16 protein-coding genes are annotated in these 17,372 nt (G+C 64.4%); 4 read left to right on the forward strand and 12 right to left on the reverse strand.

Translation table 11 applies throughout. From position 1 onward, the window contains the following. Positions 1-23 precede the first annotated feature (23 nt). The 9 genes from M2281_RS20400 to M2281_RS20440 form a co-directional block, all read right to left on the reverse strand. Positions 24-1,052, reverse strand: coding sequence for a trans-3-hydroxy-L-proline dehydratase (locus M2281_RS20400; RefSeq protein WP_280823017.1), 1,029 nt, complete (start codon positions 1,050-1,052; stop codon positions 24-26). Positions 1,053-1,156: 104 nt separating this feature from the next. Then, a complete protein-coding gene (locus tag M2281_RS20405) occupies positions 1,157-2,848 on the reverse strand; it encodes an aconitase X (RefSeq protein ID WP_280823018.1) in 1,692 nt (563 codons plus the stop codon). Then, positions 2,845-3,846, reverse strand: coding sequence for a 4-hydroxyproline epimerase (locus M2281_RS20410; RefSeq protein WP_280823019.1), 1,002 nt, complete (start codon positions 3,844-3,846; stop codon positions 2,845-2,847). Before M2281_RS20410 ends, M2281_RS20405 begins: the two co-directional genes overlap by 4 nt. Before the next feature lie 14 nt (positions 3,847-3,860). Then, on the reverse strand, positions 3,861-5,114 hold the full coding sequence (locus tag M2281_RS20415) for an NAD(P)/FAD-dependent oxidoreductase (RefSeq protein ID WP_425537773.1): 1,254 nt from the start codon (positions 5,112-5,114) through the stop codon (positions 3,861-3,863). 4 nt (positions 5,115-5,118) lie between these two features. Next, positions 5,119-5,841, reverse strand: a complete 723-nt coding sequence (locus tag M2281_RS20420; protein WP_280823020.1) for an amino acid ABC transporter ATP-binding protein — start codon at positions 5,839-5,841, stop codon at positions 5,119-5,121. Next, positions 5,834-6,487 carry an amino acid ABC transporter permease gene (locus M2281_RS20425; RefSeq protein WP_280823021.1) on the reverse strand — a complete coding sequence of 218 codons (654 nt, stop codon included), beginning with the start codon at positions 6,485-6,487 and terminating at the stop codon, positions 5,834-5,836. The genes M2281_RS20420 and M2281_RS20425 overlap by 8 nt, the downstream gene beginning before the upstream one ends. 14 nt (positions 6,488-6,501) lie before the next feature. Continuing rightward, on the reverse strand, positions 6,502-7,167 hold the full coding sequence (locus M2281_RS20430; RefSeq protein WP_280823022.1) for an amino acid ABC transporter permease: 666 nt from the start codon (positions 7,165-7,167) through the stop codon (positions 6,502-6,504). A 71-nt stretch (positions 7,168-7,238) separates the two neighbouring features. Continuing rightward, complete coding sequence (locus M2281_RS20435; protein ID WP_280823023.1) at positions 7,239-8,045, reverse strand: transporter substrate-binding domain-containing protein; 807 nt, start codon at positions 8,043-8,045, stop codon at positions 7,239-7,241. Between the two features lie 282 nt (positions 8,046-8,327). Continuing rightward, a complete protein-coding gene (locus M2281_RS20440; protein ID WP_280823024.1) occupies positions 8,328-9,845 on the reverse strand; it encodes an aldehyde dehydrogenase (NADP(+)) in 1,518 nt (505 codons plus the stop codon). 151 nt (positions 9,846-9,996) lie between these two features. Between M2281_RS20440 and M2281_RS20445 the strand changes: the two genes are divergently transcribed. Next, entirely contained in the window at positions 9,997-11,034 is a 1,038-nt protein-coding gene (locus M2281_RS20445; protein WP_280823025.1) for an Ldh family oxidoreductase, read from the forward strand. Between the two features lie 149 nt (positions 11,035-11,183). On the opposite strand, the gene M2281_RS20450 is transcribed toward M2281_RS20445, so the two are convergent. Beyond that, on the reverse strand, positions 11,184-12,146 hold the full coding sequence (locus M2281_RS20450) for a dihydrodipicolinate synthase family protein (RefSeq protein WP_280823026.1): 963 nt from the start codon (positions 12,144-12,146) through the stop codon (positions 11,184-11,186). A gap of 124 nt (positions 12,147-12,270) precedes the next feature. Next, positions 12,271-12,975, reverse strand: coding sequence for a GntR family transcriptional regulator (locus tag M2281_RS20455; RefSeq protein WP_280823027.1), 705 nt, complete (start codon positions 12,973-12,975; stop codon positions 12,271-12,273). 341 nt (positions 12,976-13,316) lie between these two features. Here M2281_RS20455 and M2281_RS20460 point away from each other — a divergent pair, with 341 nt between their 5' ends. Continuing rightward, positions 13,317-14,102, forward strand: coding sequence for an alpha/beta fold hydrolase (locus M2281_RS20460; protein WP_280823028.1), 786 nt, complete (start codon positions 13,317-13,319; stop codon positions 14,100-14,102). 52 nt (positions 14,103-14,154) lie between these two features. On the opposite strand, the gene hisD is transcribed toward M2281_RS20460, so the two are convergent. Next, positions 14,155-15,444, reverse strand: a complete 1,290-nt coding sequence (gene hisD / locus M2281_RS20465; RefSeq protein WP_280823029.1) for a histidinol dehydrogenase — start codon at positions 15,442-15,444, stop codon at positions 14,155-14,157. Positions 15,445-15,578: 134 nt separating this feature from the next. Between hisD and M2281_RS20470 the strand changes: the two genes are divergently transcribed. Together M2281_RS20470 and M2281_RS20475 are read left to right on the forward strand one after the other, a co-directional pair. Next, positions 15,579-16,127: a cupin domain-containing protein gene (locus tag M2281_RS20470; protein WP_280823030.1), complete on the forward strand. Its 549-nt coding sequence runs from the start codon at positions 15,579-15,581 to the stop codon at positions 16,125-16,127. A 127-nt stretch (positions 16,128-16,254) separates the two neighbouring features. Continuing rightward, complete coding sequence (locus tag M2281_RS20475) at positions 16,255-17,307, forward strand: ABC transporter substrate-binding protein (protein WP_280823031.1); 1,053 nt, start codon at positions 16,255-16,257, stop codon at positions 17,305-17,307. The last annotated feature ends 65 nt before the right edge of the window (positions 17,308-17,372 follow it).

Below are 17,372 nucleotides of genomic sequence, written 5' to 3' on the forward strand. Positions count from 1 at the left end.
TGCTTCTGTCGTTCCTTGACGGCTTAGCGCGCGCCCCAGGTGTCGGTCAGCCGGTAGCCCTCGGGCCACGGATCCGATGGGTCGAGCATGTGCTGATGCGTGCCGGTGATCCAGGCGCGACCTGAAATCTCCGGCAGGATCGCGGGACGGCCACCGACCTCGGTGGTGCCGGCGATGCGGCCCGTGAAGGTCGAGCCGATCACCGAAACGGCGGTCAAACTATCCTCCAGTCCCATCTGGCCGCGTGCGTGCAACACCGCCATCCGTGCCGACAGCGCCGTGCCGGTGGGCGAGCGGTCGACCTTGCCGGGCTGGATAGCAACGGCCGCGCCGGCGCGCAGGCCTTCCGCCGTGCGCTCGACGGGACCGGCAAAGAGGCAGAACGAGAAATGCTTCCAGTCGGGGTTTTCGGGATGATGGAAGCCAAGTGCTGCATTGGCAGCATTGGTGATCTTCACGCCAAGCTTGGCAATGTCATGCGCCTCATCGGCCTTGAGGTTGAAACCCAGCGCCGCGGCATCGACGATGACGAAGCTGTCGCCACCATAGGCGGTGTCGACAGTCAGGGTGCCAAGCCCCTCGACCTCGAGCTTGGCGTCTAGCCGCTCGGCGAAGCTCGGCAGGTTGCGCACGAAGATGCGCTCGGCCTTGCCGTTCCGGCATTCGGCCCGAACGCGGACGAGACCGCCCGGGGCTTCGAGGGTGATTTCCGTGACCGGCTCCTGCATCGGCAGGATGCCGCTGTCCAGCAGCACCGTGGACACGCAGATCGAGTTCGATCCCGACATGGGCGGAGTGTCCTCCGGTTCCATGATGATGAAGGCCGCATCGGCTTCCGGGTGCTTCGGCGGCACCAGGAGATTGACATGGCGGAACACGCCGCCGCGCGGCTCGTTCAGCACGAAGTTGCGCAGGGTGTTGTCGCGGGCGATCCAGCGGCTCTGTTCCCAGATCGTATCGCCGGGCGGGGGCGTGACCCCACCAACGATCACATCGCCCACCTCGCCTTCGGCGTGGGCGGAGATCACATGAATGGTTTTAGTGCTGCGCATGGTTCCTCCTTAGAGCATGATCCCATCAGACTTTTCAGATAAGATCATGCGGCAAAACAATAACTTAGAGCGGGGGTGGCGGCCCGAAGAGAGGTTATCTCACTCTAAGCAAGCCAGTCCGGCAGGCGCTCGGGCACATACCCGGTGAGCGCAGCGGTCACGCAATCAGCCAGGTTGCCGAAGCGCACCGCGCGACCAGAAAGACCGGGACCGTAGTGGGCGTATTTGCCGGAATTCGTCATCAGCGCGCGGGTCCGCGTCGGGAACAGCGGCTCGGAAATCGAACACCAGCACAGATCGGGCAGCACCTGCACACCGCTCTCCTGCAGCCGCGCCAAAGTGCCATCGCTACGCGCTTCGGCGATCACCTGGTTTCCGGCGGTGACGATGACCGACACGTCGGGGCTGCGCTTGCGGCCGCCCAGCGCCTCGGCCAGCATCCGGCATTCGTCGAGCGACGCATGCGGGCTGCCGATGGCGACGAGTTCCACCTGCTCCGGTCCGGCATTGAGGACCTTCCATGCCGCTGCCATATCGGCGTGGGTGATGACGACGGTGTCGGCACCTTCGGCCGCGGCGCCGTCGGCTTCGGGCGTCACGCCTTCGACATGCAGCATTGGCGCGGCTGAAGTGGTGCCGAATGCCGCGCAGAGCGCCTTGAGATCATCGCGCGAAGGCCGAGCCGACGCGAGGCCGCGCAGGAGCGGAATGCGGTCGGGTGCCGCGCGGCCGGCGAGATAGCCGATCAGCGGCCAGAAGGCATCATCCACGGCCTCGGGCAGTTCCACGTCGATGACGCGCCGGGCCTTGCGATGGATGTCGAGATAGACACCCGACAGGGGCGCACGCCCCGTCAGCGCGATGCAGAGATCGAGGAAATCGGGATGCTTCGCCGTCCGCGCCCCGAGCACGGTGTTGGCAAAGATCACGGCGTTGGATTCCGCCCAGGCGATCTGCTCGCCGGCGCGAGGCGCGCTGTCGAGCAGATAGGGTGAACAGGTGAATGTCGGCCGGCACCCCATGCGGACATAGGCGTCGGCGAGACGCGCCGCCGGGTCGCCGAACGAGTCGGGCACGCCCTGCGCCTGCCAGTTCGCACGATCGACCGAAATGGCATTCATGGTGGTCGGCACGCGGACGCGCGCGCCCATCTCGGCCATCTTTTCGGCAAAGGTCAGGTTCGCGGGGCTGGCATAGATGCAGCCGTCGATATGAGCCTGGGTCACGTCCACGAGACCCAGCGCCCCCTGCTGCGCGGCCATGGCGCAGATGATGCGCATGGCCTGCTGCACGGCCACTCCATCGTGACCTTCGAGCATGGCGCGATCGGCCTCGGTCAGCTCAAGTGCGGAGGTCGCCGGCGGGCTGACGGGCAGCGTCAGGCCATCGGCCTCGATCGCCGTATCAGTGATCCGCGCCGACTTCGCACGCGACAATGCAGCGAAGGCCTCGGGAGCGAGGCGCAGAACGGGCAGCGGCTTGCCGAACAGCTCGGATGCAATCAGCGCGCCGAGGGTCAGCACGTCCTCGGCTTCCAAAAACACCAGCGCTGCCGGCGCGCGGCCGGTCAGCACCAAGTCCAGGAGCACGCCGGAACCGGTGCAGGAGCCACGGCTCGACGGCATCATCAGGATGCTGCCGGTGAGGCAGGTTCCATGCAGCGGGTGATGCACATCGATCACGCTGCCGGTGGCGGGATTGACCCCGCCCCAGAAGCTCAATGCCTCCGCCGATACGATGACGGGGCCCTCGGCCGTGCCCCCAAGGATACTGCGAGCAGGCACTGCGTGGCTCATTTCACCACGAAGCCATGCGCGAAGGGATCGCGATCGTCGATGAAGATCGTGTTGATGCCGGTCTGCCGCGCCCAGCCCGCGATGGAGGGGATGATCGCATCGCGATCGGCAACCTTCGTCGCCGCCTCGACCCGGCCCTTGAACAACGAGCCGATGATCGATTCATGGACGAATTCGTCGCCGACCTTCAGCTTGCCCTTGGCGGCGAGCTGGGCCATGCGGGCCGAAGTGCCGGTGCCACACGGCGAACGGTCGATGGCCTTCTCGCCGTAGAACACGGCGTTGCGGGCATGCGCGCCCTCGACCGTCGGCTTGCCGGTCCACTCAATGTGGCTGAGGCCCTGGATCTGCGGATGCTCGGGATGGACGAACTCGTACTTTGCGTTGAGCGCCGCGCGCAGCTTCGGGCTCCAGCCTACCAGTTCGCCGGCGGTGTGGTCGGCCATATCGCGGAAATTCTTCTGCGGCTCGACAATGGCGTAGAAGTTGCCGCCATAGGCGACGTCAACGACGATCTCGCCCAGGCCCTCGACCTCGGCGGTCAGGCCTTCCGCATAGAGGAAGCCGGGCACGTTGGTGAGGCGCACTTCCTCAACGAAACGGCCTTCCTGGCGATAGGTGATGTCGACCTTGCCGGCAGGCGTGTCGAGCGACAGCTTGCCCGGCTCGCGCGGCGTGATCAGGCCATTCTCGATCGCCATGGTGATCGTGCCGATGGTGCCGTGGCCGCACATGGGCAGGCAGCCCGAGGTCTCGATGAACAGCACCGCCACGTCGCAGTCAGGCCGCGTCGGCGGATAGAGGATCGAGCCCGACATCATGTCGTGGCCGCGCGGTTCGAACATCAGGCCGGTACGGATCCAGTCGAACTCGCGCAGAAAATGCGCGCGCTTTTCCAGCATGTTCGCGCCCTCGAGGCGCGGGCCGCCGCCCGAAACGAGGCGAACGGGATTGCCGCAAGTATGTCCGTCAATGCACGAGAAAGTATGATTGGCCATGGCCGAGACCCCTGTCAGAACCTTTGAGGCGAGAAAGATGCAATGTCGATGGCGGGCGCCCTGCCGGTCAAGAGATCGGCGACGATCCGGGCAGTGCCCGCCGATTGAGTCAGGCCGAGATGGCCATGGCCGAATGCGTAGATAACGCGCTGCGTGGCGCGGGCAGCGCCGATTGCGGGCAGGCTGTCGGGCAGCGACGGGCGGAAGCCCATCCACTGCACCCCGCGCTCCGGCTTCAGCCCGGGCAGGAAGGCCTGCGCCTTGCGCAGCATGGCTTCCGAGCGACGGAAATTCGGCGGCAGCTTGAGCCCACCGAGCTCCACCGCGCCGCCGACGCGGATGCCGGTCGATAGGCGGGAGACGACGAAGCCATGACCGCCGAACGTGACCTGCGTGCGCAGGTCGAAGGCATCTGAGGGAAGCGTGGTGTTGTAGCCGCGCTCGGTTTCAAGCGGGATGCTCTCGCCGATGGTTCGCGCGATCCGGTGCGAGAAGGCGCCAGCAGCGAGCACGACCTTTGCCGCGCGCCGCACACCGCCATCGGCGGTCAGCACCTCGACGCCGCCGTCGACCGGGCGCAGCGCGATGACCTCGGCACGCTCGACCGGGCCTTGCTTTGAACGGAAGTGGTCGGCCAAGGCGATCGTGTAGAGCTTGGGGTCGGCAATGGAGTACCAGCCGGGGGTGAAGGTGCCATGCGTGAAGCGCGGCGAAAGGCCTGGCTGGATCACTGCCATCTCGGCTGCGTTGAGGTGACGGAACTCGATCCCGTGCTCCTCTCGCGCCTTCCAGCCGGGGAGCGAAGCCTTGAGTTCGGCTTCGCCCTCATAGACCTGAAGATTGCCCTCCTTGCGCAGCATGGGCATGGTGCCAGTCTGCTGCAGGAAGGGTTCCAGTTCTGCCTTGGACAGATCCATCATCGCGGTCTGAGCCGTGGTCGAATGGGCTACACGCTTGGGCGAGCAGGCGCGCCAGAAGCGGAACATCCACGGTGCGATCTGCACGGCATAGGCGGGCGGCACCGCCAGCGGACCGAGCGGATCGAGCAGCCACTTGGGCGCCTTTTTCAGGATGCCCGGCGAGGCAAGCGGCAGGATATCGGTGAAGGCAAAAGCTCCGGCATTGCCCGCCGATGCGCCGGCGGCCGGGCCTTCGCGATCCAGCACGGTGACGGAAAATCCCCGCGCCTGCGCGGCAATCGCCGCCGACAGCCCGACGACCCCTGCCCCGATAACGATGACGTCGGCCTCAGCCTGCTCTTTCATCATGCCCTCAATGCGTTGCGGCAAGGAACTTCTTGGTCTCGGCGTGCTCCGGCGCGTCGAACAGCTGCTCCGGCTGGGCAATCTCGGCCATGATACCCTGATGGAAGAAAGCCACGCGGTCGGAGACCTCGCGGGCGAACTTCATTTCATGGGTAACGCAAATCATGGTCATGCCCTCGGAAGCGAGCATACGAAGCGTATCCAATACCTCACCCACCAGCATGGGGTCGAGCGCCGAAGTCACCTCGTCGAACAGCATGTATTCTGGCGACATTGCGAGCGCGCGCGCAATGGCCATGCGCTGCTGCTGGCCGCCCGACATGCGGTTCGGATAGACCGAAAGCTTCTCGGCGAGACCGACATGGGTCAGTTGCTTGACGGCCATCTCCTCGGCCTTCTGCTTGGACATGCCGAGCACCTTGCGGGGCGCGAGCATGACATTCTCCAGCACGGTCAGATGCGGGAAGGCGTTCCACTGCTGGAAAACGATGCCCACCTTCTGGCGCAGCTTGTTGAGGTCGGTGGTCTTGGCATGGACATCGGTGCCGTCGATCACGACCTTGCCCGCTGCGATCGACTCCAGGCCGTTGATGCAGGTGAGCAGGGTCGACTTGCCCGAGCCGGAGCCGCCGATGACGGTGACGACCTCGCCTTTCTTGACAGTCAGGTTGATGCCCTTCAGGACCTCCAACTGGCCGAAGGATTTGCGGACGTTTTCGATCTCAATCATTGGGGGACCACCGTTTTTCGAGATACCCGCCAAGTCGGGCGATGGGAAGGCTGATGATGAAGTAGATGGCGCCGCAGATCAGCAGGATGAACAGAGGCTCCTGCAGGCGCGTGACGAGGATCTGCGAGGCACGCAGGAGCTCGATCAACCCGAGCCAGAGCACGAGCGCGGAGTCCTTCATGACGCCGAGCGTCAGGCCGATCCACGAAGGCAACGAGACGCGGATGGCAAGCGGCGCCACGATGTAGCGCATGTCCTGGAACCAGGTCATGCCGAGCGAGCGGGCCGCGCGACGGGTGTTCATCGGCACGGAGTCGATGCCGCCGCGCACGATCTCGGTGCAATAGGCCGCCGTATAGAGCGACAGCACCACGCAGGACGTCGTGAAAGGGGGCCAGCCGAGCTTCATGATGGACTGCAGCGCGTTGCCCAGCACGAGCTGGATCAGGAGCGGCACCGAGCGGAATATGTCGAGCACGAAGGTGAGCGGAATCGCCCAGTAAGGTCCGAGCTGGAAGCGGATCACCCCGAACAGGACGCCGAGCACGGTGCCGGCGGCGACCGAAACGGCGGTGACTGTAAGCGTCATCCCCGCGCCATGCGCAAGGAAGACGAGATCACTCCAGGAGAGGGCAGTGTTGAACATCTCTCTCACCTGTCTCAGTAGCGGAACATGCGCGAGGCGAAGGCCCGGGCGGCCAGCGTCACGACCTTGGCGATGACGTAGTAGATCACCGCGGCGATCGCGAAGAACTCGAAGGTGCGGAAGGAGCGAGCGTTCAGCTCCTGCGTGATCCCGGTGAGGTCGGTGTTCATGCCGACGGTGACGCCAAGCGAAGTCATCAGGATCGCCCAGACCATCTGGTTAGTGACCGGCAGGAAGGCGACGCGCAGCATTTGCGGCAGCACGATCATCCGGAAGGCTTGCAGCGAGGTCATACCCAGCGAACGCCCGGCGCGTGCCTGGGTCTCGGGGATGGCCTTGAGCGCGCCACGAAAGTTTTCGGCCAGATAGCCTGCATTGTTGAAGGCGATGCCGACCAGGAGCGCAATGAACGGGCTCAGGTGGATGCCGAAATTGCCGAGGCCGAAATGGGCCATGTAGATCTGGAACAGAGCGGGCGTGTTGCGCGCCACCTCGACCCAGGCCGTAGCGAAACCGCCGAGCAGGCGGCTTCCGGACAGCCGGAACAGTGTCAGCACAATGGCGATTGCCATGCCGATGATCATGGACAGGAGCGCGATCTGCAGCGTGACCAACGCGCCATCAAGCATCTGCGGCAAAGCCTTCAGAGCCTGGTTCCAATGGAAGGTGTAGTGGAACATTACCGTCTCACATTGGGAAAGGATAAACGGCGCGAGGTGTTTTGCCTCGCGCCGCCAGAGAAACGGTCAGATCAGCGGTAGACGCCGTTCACCGCGAGCGACGGCACCTCGCCGCCAACCCACTTCTCGTAGAGTTCGGCGTAGCGGCCAGTGCGAACCTGCTGGTTGATGAACAGGTTCAGGTAGTTGATGAGGCCGTATTCCTCGCGGTTGGTGAAGAGCGCGACATAGTCGATGTCGTAGGGCGCGTTGCCGACGACAGAAATGCCGGCGAACTTGCCGCTCTTGACGTTGGACTGGGCAACCGTCGAGGTCGAAACCGTGGCGTCGATCTGGCCCTGGCTGAGCGCCAGGAAGACGTCGGCCTGGGTCTGGTACGGACGGAATTCGCCCACGCCCCATTCCTTGACCGACTTTTCGAGCGCGATGGCTTCGAACGTGCCGGCGGTGGCGCCGACGACCTTGCCCTTCATGTCTTCGAAGGACTTGACGCCCGACTTGTCGTTGGCCGTGACGGCCATCTGGAAGGCGAAGTAGGGAACGGTCATGCCGACCGTCTTGGCGCGCTCAAGCGTGTCGGAGGTCGAGGCAACGCCCACGTCGACGCGGCCCGACATCAGCGCCGGGATGCGCTCGGGGAACGGCGTCTCGACGATTTCGGCGGTGACGCCGAGCGCCTTGGCCAGATCGTTGCAGTAGTCGACGTCGAAGCCGATCGGGTTGTTGTTTTCATCGCGCGCACCCATCGGAGGGAAGTCGAGCACAACGGCGCAGCGAAGCGTGCCCGAGGCGATGATGTCGTCCAGCTTGTCGGCGTGAGCCTGGCCAGCCAGTGCGGTAGCGGCCATGAGGCCGAAGGCGAGGACCGAAGTTCTCATTCTTATACTCTCTCCCTGAGTAGGTCTGTCGGTTGACGAGGGCGCACTATTTCGTGTCGGAGAGCGTAAATCAATCCAAAAATACAAGGCGTATACAAAAAGTATATGAAGAGGACGCCTTGTCGCGCCGCAGGAAGTGGACCTTCCGCAATGGAAGGCCCACCCTGTCCGGCCGATCGCTGATCCCAAAAAGTTGGAGACTTTTGGACAGGGTCCTGCGGCAAAAGCGCATACCCGTGAGCGAGATGGCTCATCGAAGAGAAGCCATCCCGCTTGAGGGGATCAGGCGAAGAAGTCTTCGGGCAGCAGCCCTTCAGGCATGTTCTGGTAGGAGACCGGCCGCAGGAAACGGCGGATGGACATGGTCCCGACGCTGGTCGCCCCAAAATTGGTCGAGGCCGGATAGGGCCCGCCATGCACCATCGTGTCGACCACCTCGACCCCCGTCGGGAAGCCATTGACCAGCACGCGGCCCGCCTTGCGCTCAAGCACCGGGCGCAGGCGGCGTGCGGCGTCCAGATCGCCCGCATCCATGTGAATGGTCGCGGTCAGCTGGCCTTCGAACCCGCGTGCGATCTGCTCCATCTCATCGAGCGAGCCAACCCGAACCACCAGGCCGAGCGGTCCGAAGACCTCCTCGCCCAGCGCGTGGTCGGAAAGGAACTGTTCGCCCGTCGTCTCGAACAGATTGGGCTTGGCAGCCCGACCTGCCGACTCGGTCACGAGCAGCGGCTTCAGCGTATTGCGCGTCTCAAAGCGTGCCTGCCCGTCGTGATAGGCCTTGGCGATACCGTCGGTCAGCATGGTCTGCGGGCCGACTTTGCCCAGCGCCTCGACCGCAGCGCCGATGAAGCGGTCTGCATCGGCGCCATCGATCACCACGGCAATGCCGGGATTGGTGCAGAACTGACCTGCGCCCATGGTGAGCGAACCCGCCCAACCCTGGCCCAGCGACTCGGCGCGCGCCTTCAGCGCCTCGGGCAGCAACATCATCGGGTTGACCGAACCGAGTTCGCCGAAGAACGGGATCGGCTCCGGCCGTGCGGCGCAGAGATTGAAGAGCGCGCGGCCGCCGGCGAGCGAGCCGGTGAAGCCCACCGCCTTGATGCGCGGATGCTGCACCAGCGCATGGCCGACCTCGCGGCTGCCGCCCTGGATCAGCGAAAACACGCCGGGATGCACGCCGGTCTTGGCAATTGCCGCCTCGACGGCCTGGGCAATGATCTCGCCGGTGCCAGGATGCGCCGAATGGCCCTTCACCACCACCGGGCAGCCAGCGGCGAGCGCGGCAGCGGTGTCGCCGCCTGCGGTCGAGAAGGCGAGCGGGAAATTCGAGGCACCGAATACCGCCACCGGCCCGATCGGCCGCTGGATCAGGCGGATCTCGGGGCGCGGCGCCGGCTGACGCTCGGGCATTGCCGCGTCGAAGCGGCGATCGAGATAGTCGCCCTTCTCGATGTGGTCCGCGAACAGCCTCAGCTGGCCGGTCGTGCGGCCCCGCTCACCCTGCAGTCGCGCTTCGGGCAGGCCGGTTTCCTGGCTGCCGATCTCGGTGATCGCCTCGGCACGGGCTTCGATCTCGTCGGCGATGGCGCGCAGGAAGGCCGCGCGCTCCTTGCGCGAGGAATTGCCATAGCTCCAGAAGGCATCCTCAGCGGCCTCGCAGGCGCGGTTCACCAGATCCACGGTACCGGCGGCAAAGTGATGCACGGGGCCGTGCGCCGGGGCGCTGGCGAACGTACCCGCGCCATCGAGCCATTCGCCCGCGACGAGGTGTTTTCCTTTTGGGGTGAAGACCATATGAGGTTCCTTTCTCGATGACCCGGCGCGGGGTTCGGTGACGAACGACCTGCCGTCGAATTTGCACTTGTCGAGTATTTGTATACTCTATGTATGCAAAACATCAACCGCACTGCCCGTTCCGGTCGGGCTCAGCCACGAGAGAGACGACATGAGTAATACCACCGCCCTGCCGATCAGCGCGCTGCACGAGCGCGTCGAGGCAATCTTCCGCAAGGCGGGTCTCAACGCCATTCAGTCGGGCGCGCTGGCCCGGGTGATCACGGCCGGAGAACGCGACGCCTGCAAATCGCATGGCATCTACCGAATCGAAGGCACGCTGCGCACGGTCAAGGCGGGCAAGGTGAAGCCGGATGCGGTGCCGGAACTCGTGCTTCAGGAAGGCTCGGCGATCGTGAGGGTGAATGCCAAGAGCGGCTTTGCCAACCCGGCCTTCGAGCTTGGAGTGCCGGCCCTCATCGAGCGCGCCCGCTCTTTCGGCCTCGCCGCCCTCGTCATCAATGACTGCACGCATTTCTCCGCCCTCTGGCCGGAGGTGGAAGCGCTGACCGAACAGGGTCTGGCCGGACTGGTCATGTGCCCCAGCTACTCGACCGTCGCGCCCACCGGCGGCAACAAGCCGCTGCTCGGCACCAACCCAATCGCCTTCGGCTGGCCGCGCCCGGGCAAGTCGCCCTACGTCTTCGACTTTGCGACTTCGGTTGCCGCGCGCGGCGAGATCGAGCTGCATCGCCGTGCGGGTAAGCCGTTGCCGGAAGGCTGGGCGATCGACGCGGAAGGTCATCCGACCACCGATCCGGAAGCCGCGCTGGCCGGCGCCATGCTGCCCTTCGGCGGACACAAGGGTTCGGCCATCGGCACGATGGTCGAGCTCCTGGCCGGCATCATGATCGGCGATCTGACCAGCCCCGAAGTGCTCGAATATCTCGGCACCACGACGCTGGCCCCGCCTCATGGCGAACTCATCCTCGCCTTTTCCCCTGAAGCCTTCTCTGCCGGCCGCCCCGGCGATCCCTTCGCGCGTGCGGAGATCCTGTTTGAGGCGATCGCCGGCCAGGGCGCCCGCCTGCCCTCGCAGCGCCGCTACGCCGCGCGCACCAAATCCGAGGCCGAAGGCATCATCCTGACCGCGGCCGAGATGGAACAGCTCGACCGCCTGCTCGCGCTCGGGCTCGACGCCGTTTCGTAAAGTCGAAAACCTGGGGCGAGGTGACGACCCAAAGGGAAGTCATCTCGCTCTGGGAGACGGCCAAGGCCATCGCTCTCGCATTCGTCTTGGACAAAAAGAAAAGGCCCTCCCGCCGGGAGGGCCTTGTCATATCAGGAGATCGCTAGGGATCAGCCCTTGTACTTCTGCACCGCGCCGGGGAGCTTGCTCCACTCGGCATACCAGGTGTCGAACAGCTTCAGCTGGGTTTCGACATAGCCGCGCTGGCTCTCGGACAGGGCATCGGTTTCGTTGAAGTGCAGCGTGTATTCCTTGTCGCCCTTCAGCACCATCATGTGCTTGAAGTAGAGAACGAGGTCCGGGCCTTCGTCGAAGGAGGAGAGGACGGCGAGCGCCTGCTCCAGCTCCAGCGCGCGCTGGCGGGCATCCGCATCGCCGGCGGCAGCCGCCTTCGACAGGTTGCACATGTGGATGACTTCCTTCGGCAGCACGCAGCCGATGCCGGTGATAGCGCCAGTGGCGCCGCAATTGACGAAGCCGTGGAAGACGCAGGTGTCGACGCCGATCATCAGCGAGACTTCATCGTCGCGGCTGGTGATGTTCTCGGCTGCATAGCGCATGTCGGCAGCGCCGCCGAACTCCTTGAAGCCGATGAGGTTCGAGTGCTCGGCGCGCAGCGCGAAGAACAAGTCGGCGCGCGTGGCGAAGCCGTAATAGGGGCTGTTGTAAATGACGGCCGGCAGATCCGGGGCGGCCGACAGGATCGCCTTGAAGTGGTTCTTCTGGGCAGCGATGACCGAACCACGCGAAAGCACGCGCGGGATGACCATCAGGCCCTGGGCGCCGACCTTCTGGGCGTGTGCGGCATGCGACACGGCCGAAGCGGTGTTGACGGCACCCGTGCCGACGATGACCGGAATGCCGGCCTTCACCAGGCGCTCCACGCCTTCCTGGCGCTGCGCGTCGGTCAGGAGCGGCCAGTCACCCATGGAGCCGCAGTAAACGACCGCCGACATGCCCTGCGCGATCAGCTCCTTGCCCTTGCGGACAAGCGCGTCGAAGTCAGGGGTGCGGTCCTCCTTGCACGGGGTCATCAATGCGGGAATTACGCCGGAAAAAATCTTGGCCTTCATCACAAACTCCTCTGGGCCTGTCATATCGGCACGACCGTCACGCCGGAACGACGCCGTATCCATGCCCCTCGCCGTCGATTATACGCTTTGCATTTTATTTGTCGACAAGAAATCGACAGCAAATTCACAACGCCATGTTCAGCCGCTCGTTACGGGTAAAAAGCTGCTGGATCTGGTGAACGATCTGCTCGGCATGCGCCTTGGCGAGACGGTCGGCAGCCTCGACATCGCGGGCAGCAATGACGGCGATCATGTCCTCATGCTCATCGACGAAACGCTGCGGCAGACGGTCATTGTAGGACTGGTAATAGAGCCGCAGGATCCGCCGCCCCTCGTCCAGGAGCCGGTTGAAAAGGCTGGTGAAATACGGATTGCGCCCGGCTTCCGAGATCGCCGAATGGAGAGCCGCATTGGTGGCGATCATCGCCAGCGCGTCCTGCGCCTGCACGGCAGCAGCGAATTCGGCCTGGCGGGCGCGGATCACCTTGAGGTCCTCTGCGCGATGATGCTCGGCCGCCAGTCGCGTCGTGACGCGGTACATCAGGACCAGCGCGTCGAAATAGGTGTGCATGTTCAGGAAGTCGATGTTCGACACCATGGTCGACCGGTTTGGCAGCGTGGCGATCAGCCCCTCGCCTGCCAGCCGCACCAAGGCCTCCCGAATGGGCGTGCGCGACATCTTGAAACGCTCGGCCAGTTGCACCTCGTCGATCGGGCTGCCCGGCGGCAGGACCAGGTCAAGGATCTCGTCGCGCAGCAGGTCGTAGACCATCTTCACGCCCGACCCTCGCTTGCGTTCGGGAATGGATTTGGTGTCGGCAGTAGTCATCGGGCATCCCTCTTGTCGACAAGAGAAATACGTCCCTGCGTCAACCGGATCAACCGTTTCCCCGTTCCATACCCGGAAGAGACACTGAAATGTGGATGACTGTCACAGGTTCGCCGCAAGCGGGGAACGGATTGGGTCTCGCGGCCGTTCTGCGCGCTGGAGCAGCGCGCCATGAGTAACGGGACCCGTCGAAGCGGCCTCCTTGGGCTCGCCAACATCCCTTCCGGTGTGAAGCCGACGGGAACCCGGACAGCGCTGCAACTATCCTCTTTCCGCCCTCGCTTTCTGGCGATCGCCAGTTCCCCCCCTGCCCCGGTATGATGGATGAAGGAAGAGAAGCCATGCTGATGAACAGACGTACCTTTTCCTCGGCACTGCTCGCAGCCGCTGCCGCTCCATTGATCCCAAAGCCCAGCGTAGCGGCGCCCCCTGCCGCAAATCCGACGAAGGCACGCAACATCGTGCTCGTGCATGGCCTGTTCGCCGATGGATCCTGCTGGTCCGAGGTGATCTCGCGCCTGCAGGCGGCCGGGCTCAATGCCACCTCCGTGCAGAACCCGCTGACGACCTTGCCTGAAGCGGTCTCATCCGCGCAACGCGTGCTGGCGCGGCAGGACGGGCCGACGGTTCTTGTCGGCCATTCCTTCTCCGGCATGATCGTCACCGAGGCCGGTATGGAGCCGAACGTCACCGCGCTGGTCTACGTGGCGGCGCGCGCACCGGACGCGGACGAAGACTATACGGCGCTTGCCAAGCGATTTCCGCCACCGCCGGCAAGTGCCGGGATCGTCTTTGACGGCGACGAGGGACGTCTTACCGAGGAGGCTTTTCTGCGCGACTTCGCCGGAGATCTGCCTGAGGCGCAGGCGAAGGTGCTCTATGCAGTCCAGGTGCCATTCCACAAGGCTTTGCTCACCGGCAAGACGGCACACGCGGCCTGGCGATCGAAGCCGACTTACTATGCCGTTTCCACCGAGGACCGGACAATCAATCCGGACCTCGAGCGCTTCATGGCAAAACGGATGGAAGCCAAGACTATCGAGCTGAAATCCAGCCATCTCTCGCTGATTTCTCATCCCGACGAGGTCACGCAGCTCATCCTCGAAGCGGCCGGGCAGAAACGATGAAGGCGAGAGGTCGAGAGACTCTTATGGTGTGCGAAGCCAGCCGCGGCACTATTCACCCAAGCTGCATCCGCTCCATGCGCAAGGCGGCGGCGCGGCGGTGGCCTTCAAGACCCTCGCTGGCGCTCTGGCGGATAGCGGGCGGTGCGACCGCCTCGACACCCGCGCGCTCGAGCCACTGGTGGGTGCAGACCTTGACGTATGAGCCGACCCAGAGCCCGCCGGTGTAGCGCCCCGCCCCCATGGTCGGCAGCGTGTGGTTGGTGCCGCAGCATTTGTCCGAATAGACCACGCTCGCCATCGGGCCGATGAAGAGCGAGCCGTAATTGCGCAGCTTTTTCGCGGTCGCTTGCGGGTCGACGGTGTGGACCTGCAAGTGCTCGGCAGCGATGAAGTCCGAATAGGCGATCATCGCCGCCTCATCCTCGCAGACGACGATCTGGCCGAAATCGCGCCAGGCAGGCGCGGCAACCGCCGCCGTGGGTAACCCCTCTAGCTGCCGCTCGACTTCGGCCAACGTAGCTTCGGCCAGCTTGGCGTCCGTGGTGATCAGGCCGACGCGGGTGCGTACATCATGCTCTGCCTGGGCCAGGAGATCGGTGGCGATCATGGCTGCGTCGCCGGAAGAGTCGGCGACGATGAAGATTTCGCTTGGCCCCGCCAGCTGGTCGATGCCGACTGGGCCGAACACCTGGCGCTTGGCCTCGTTCACATAGGCGTTGCCCGGGCCGACGATCTTGTCGACGGCGGGGATGGTTTCGGTGCCATAGGCCATGGCAGCGATGGCCTGCGCGCCACCGACGCGAAATATGCGATCGGCGCCCGACAGGTGGCAGCCCGCGATCATCGCCTGGTGCGCATTGGGCGGCAGGCAAGCGATCACCTCGTCGCAGCCGGCGACCTTGGCCGGCACGATGGTCATGACCGGGGCCGACAACAGCGGGTATCGGCCGCCCGGCACATAGGCGCCGATGCGCGCGATCGGAATGACGCGGTGCCCGAGATGCAGCCCGGGCAGCGGCTCGACCTCGAGCGGCAGCATGGTGGCAAGCTGCGCCTCGGCAAAAGCGCGCACGCGCTCGATGGCAAAACGGGTATCGGCAGCCGTCTGCGGGTCGAGGGCGGCCACCGCCGCCTCACGCTCGGCCATACTTACTTCGAAGTGCTCGACCTCGGCGCGGTCGAAGGTGCGGCTGTATTGGCGCAACGCCCCGTCGCCGCGCTCGCGCACTGCGGCAAGGACTTCCTTGACCGTCTTTTCGATCTCGCCGGTGTCGGCAGTGGCGGCAGGGCTGGGCGCCTTGAGGAAGCGTGTGCGGGCGGCAGGTTCGGCAGGCAGCGACATTTTGGTGTTCCGGATGAGTGGGATCGCACAGAGAGTGACGGACGCGTGCCAGCCAGACAATTGGGCCGGAAAGACGTGTCTAGTATTCCGACCAGTCACTGCTACCATCGGCACAAGCGATCCAGGGGGATGCCATGTCGCAAATCGGAGCACACCTGCGCGAACTGCGGCGGCGCCGACATCTCGGCATCAGGGAGTTGGCGGTGCGGTCGGGGATTTCGCATTCGACGATCTCGCTCATCGAGCGCGACCGCATCAGCCCGTCAGTGGATACTTTGAGCGCCGTACTGGACGCGCTGGGCACGACGCTGACCGGCTTCTTTTCCGGCATCAAGTCGTCCGTTCCGTCCTCTCCATTCTATTCGGCGCGGGATTGCATCGAAATCGGCAACAACGACTCGATTTCCTACCGGATGCTGGGCGTCAACTTCCCCAACCGCTCCATCCTGATGCTCCACGAGACCTATGCGCCCGGAGCGGACACCGGCGAGGCCTTCAGCCACCAGGCGCAGGAGGCCGGCTTCGTGATGTCGGGCGCTGTCGAGATCACGGTCGGTAACGACCGCCGCGTACTCAAGCCGGGCGACGGATACTATTTCGACAGCCGCTTGCCGCACCGGTTCCGCAATGTCAGCGGCGAGCCAAGCCAAATCATCAGCGCGGTGACCCCGCCGACATATTGAGCAGCGCTCGGCACATCAAAACTGGTCGATATCTTAACCAACAGCTGACCTAACGGCATCAGCTCTGTTGCACCAACCAGAGTTGTGCTTTTGTTATTCTATCCAGAGGTGGAACAAGGATAATAAAATGGCTTTCAAGAGGACAATCAGCACGATCGGCGCGGCAGCTTTGGCGCTTTCCCTTGCAGCGGGCGCGGCGGCGGCGCGTGACCTGACCATCGTTTCCTGGGGCGGGAATTACCAGGACGCGCAGAAGAAGATCTATTTCGAACCCTTCGCCAAGAAGCTCGGCAAGCCGGTGCTCGACGAAAGCTGGGACGGCGGCGTCGGCGTGATCGCCGCCAAGGTGAAAGCCGGCGAGCCGAACTGGGACGTGGTGCAGGTCGAGACCGAGGAACTCGAACTCGGCTGCACCGACGGCTTCTATGAAAAGATCGACTGGGAGAAGCTCGGCGGCAAGGACAAGTTCCTGCCGGCGGCGGCGCATGACTGCGGCGTCGGCGCCATCGTCTGGTCGACCTTGCTGAGCTACGACAGCGACAAGCTGAAGGACAACGTGCCGACCTCCTGGGCCGATTTCTGGGACACCAAGAAGTTCCCGGGCAAGCGCGGTCTGCGCCGTGGCCCGAAATATTCTCTCGAATTCGCGCTCATGGCCGACGGCGTGAAGCCGGCCGATGTCTACAAGGTGCTGCGCACGCCCGAGGGCGTGGACCGCGCCTTCAAGAAGCTCGACGAGATCAAGAAGGATGTCGTCTGGTGGGAGGCCGGCGCCCAGCCGCTGCAGTTGCTCGCCTCGGGCGAAGTGGTGATGACGACCGCCTATAACGGCCGCATCTCCGGCATCAACAAGACCGAAGGCAAGCACTTCAAGGTGGTCTGGCCGGGCAGCATCTATGCCATCGACAGCTGGGTGGTGCTGCGCAACAGCCTCAACAAGCAGGACGCGATGGACTTCATCGCCTTCGCCAGCGCCCCGGAAAACCAGTCCAAGCTGCCTGATTACATCGCCTACGGCCTGCCGCAGAAGCAAGCGGCCGCGGCCGTGCCTGCCGCCGAGGCAGCCGACCTGCCGACGGCGGAAGCCAACATGGTGAATGCAGTGGCGCTCGACGGTGCCTTCTGGGTCGACAACATCGAGGAGCTGACCAGCCGCTTCAACGCCTGGCTGGCGCAGTAAAGCGCCGGAACGACGGACAGCCCGCGCCTCGAGTGCGGGCTGTCCGACCATCATCTCCGGCTCGA

The organism is Pseudaminobacter soli (ex Li et al. 2025) (assembly GCF_029892515.1).
Classification (GTDB): Bacteria; Pseudomonadota; Alphaproteobacteria; order Rhizobiales; family Rhizobiaceae; genus Pseudaminobacter; species Pseudaminobacter soli_A.

Excerpts from the sequence above, each read along its gene's own strand:
- M2281_RS20400 (WP_280823017.1), bottom strand. The coding sequence starts at position 1,052 with ATGCGCAGCACTAAAACCATTCATGTGATCTCCGCCCACGCCGAAGGC.
- M2281_RS20405 (WP_280823018.1), bottom strand. The coding sequence starts at position 2,848 with ATGAGCCACGCAGTGCCTGCTCGCAGTATCCTTGGGGGCACGGCCGAG.
- M2281_RS20410 (WP_280823019.1), bottom strand. The coding sequence starts at position 3,846 with ATGGCCAATCATACTTTCTCGTGCATTGACGGACATACTTGCGGCAAT.
- M2281_RS20415 (WP_425537773.1), bottom strand. The coding sequence starts at position 5,114 with ATGATGAAAGAGCAGGCTGAGGCCGACGTCATCGTTATCGGGGCAGGG.
- M2281_RS20420 (WP_280823020.1), bottom strand. The coding sequence starts at position 5,841 with ATGATTGAGATCGAAAACGTCCGCAAATCCTTCGGCCAGTTGGAGGTC.
- M2281_RS20425 (WP_280823021.1), bottom strand. The coding sequence starts at position 6,487 with ATGTTCAACACTGCCCTCTCCTGGAGTGATCTCGTCTTCCTTGCGCAT.
- M2281_RS20430 (WP_280823022.1), bottom strand. The coding sequence starts at position 7,167 with ATGTTCCACTACACCTTCCATTGGAACCAGGCTCTGAAGGCTTTGCCG.
- M2281_RS20435 (WP_280823023.1), bottom strand. The coding sequence starts at position 8,045 with ATGAGAACTTCGGTCCTCGCCTTCGGCCTCATGGCCGCTACCGCACTG.
- M2281_RS20440 (WP_280823024.1), bottom strand. The coding sequence starts at position 9,845 with ATGGTCTTCACCCCAAAAGGAAAACACCTCGTCGCGGGCGAATGGCTC.
- M2281_RS20445 (WP_280823025.1), top strand. The coding sequence starts at position 9,997 with ATGAGTAATACCACCGCCCTGCCGATCAGCGCGCTGCACGAGCGCGTC.
- M2281_RS20450 (WP_280823026.1), bottom strand. The coding sequence starts at position 12,146 with ATGAAGGCCAAGATTTTTTCCGGCGTAATTCCCGCATTGATGACCCCG.
- M2281_RS20455 (WP_280823027.1), bottom strand. The coding sequence starts at position 12,975 with ATGACTACTGCCGACACCAAATCCATTCCCGAACGCAAGCGAGGGTCG.
- M2281_RS20460 (WP_280823028.1), top strand. The coding sequence starts at position 13,317 with ATGCTGATGAACAGACGTACCTTTTCCTCGGCACTGCTCGCAGCCGCT.
- hisD (WP_280823029.1), bottom strand. The coding sequence starts at position 15,444 with ATGTCGCTGCCTGCCGAACCTGCCGCCCGCACACGCTTCCTCAAGGCG.
- M2281_RS20470 (WP_280823030.1), top strand. The coding sequence starts at position 15,579 with ATGTCGCAAATCGGAGCACACCTGCGCGAACTGCGGCGGCGCCGACAT.
- M2281_RS20475 (WP_280823031.1), top strand. The coding sequence starts at position 16,255 with ATGGCTTTCAAGAGGACAATCAGCACGATCGGCGCGGCAGCTTTGGCG.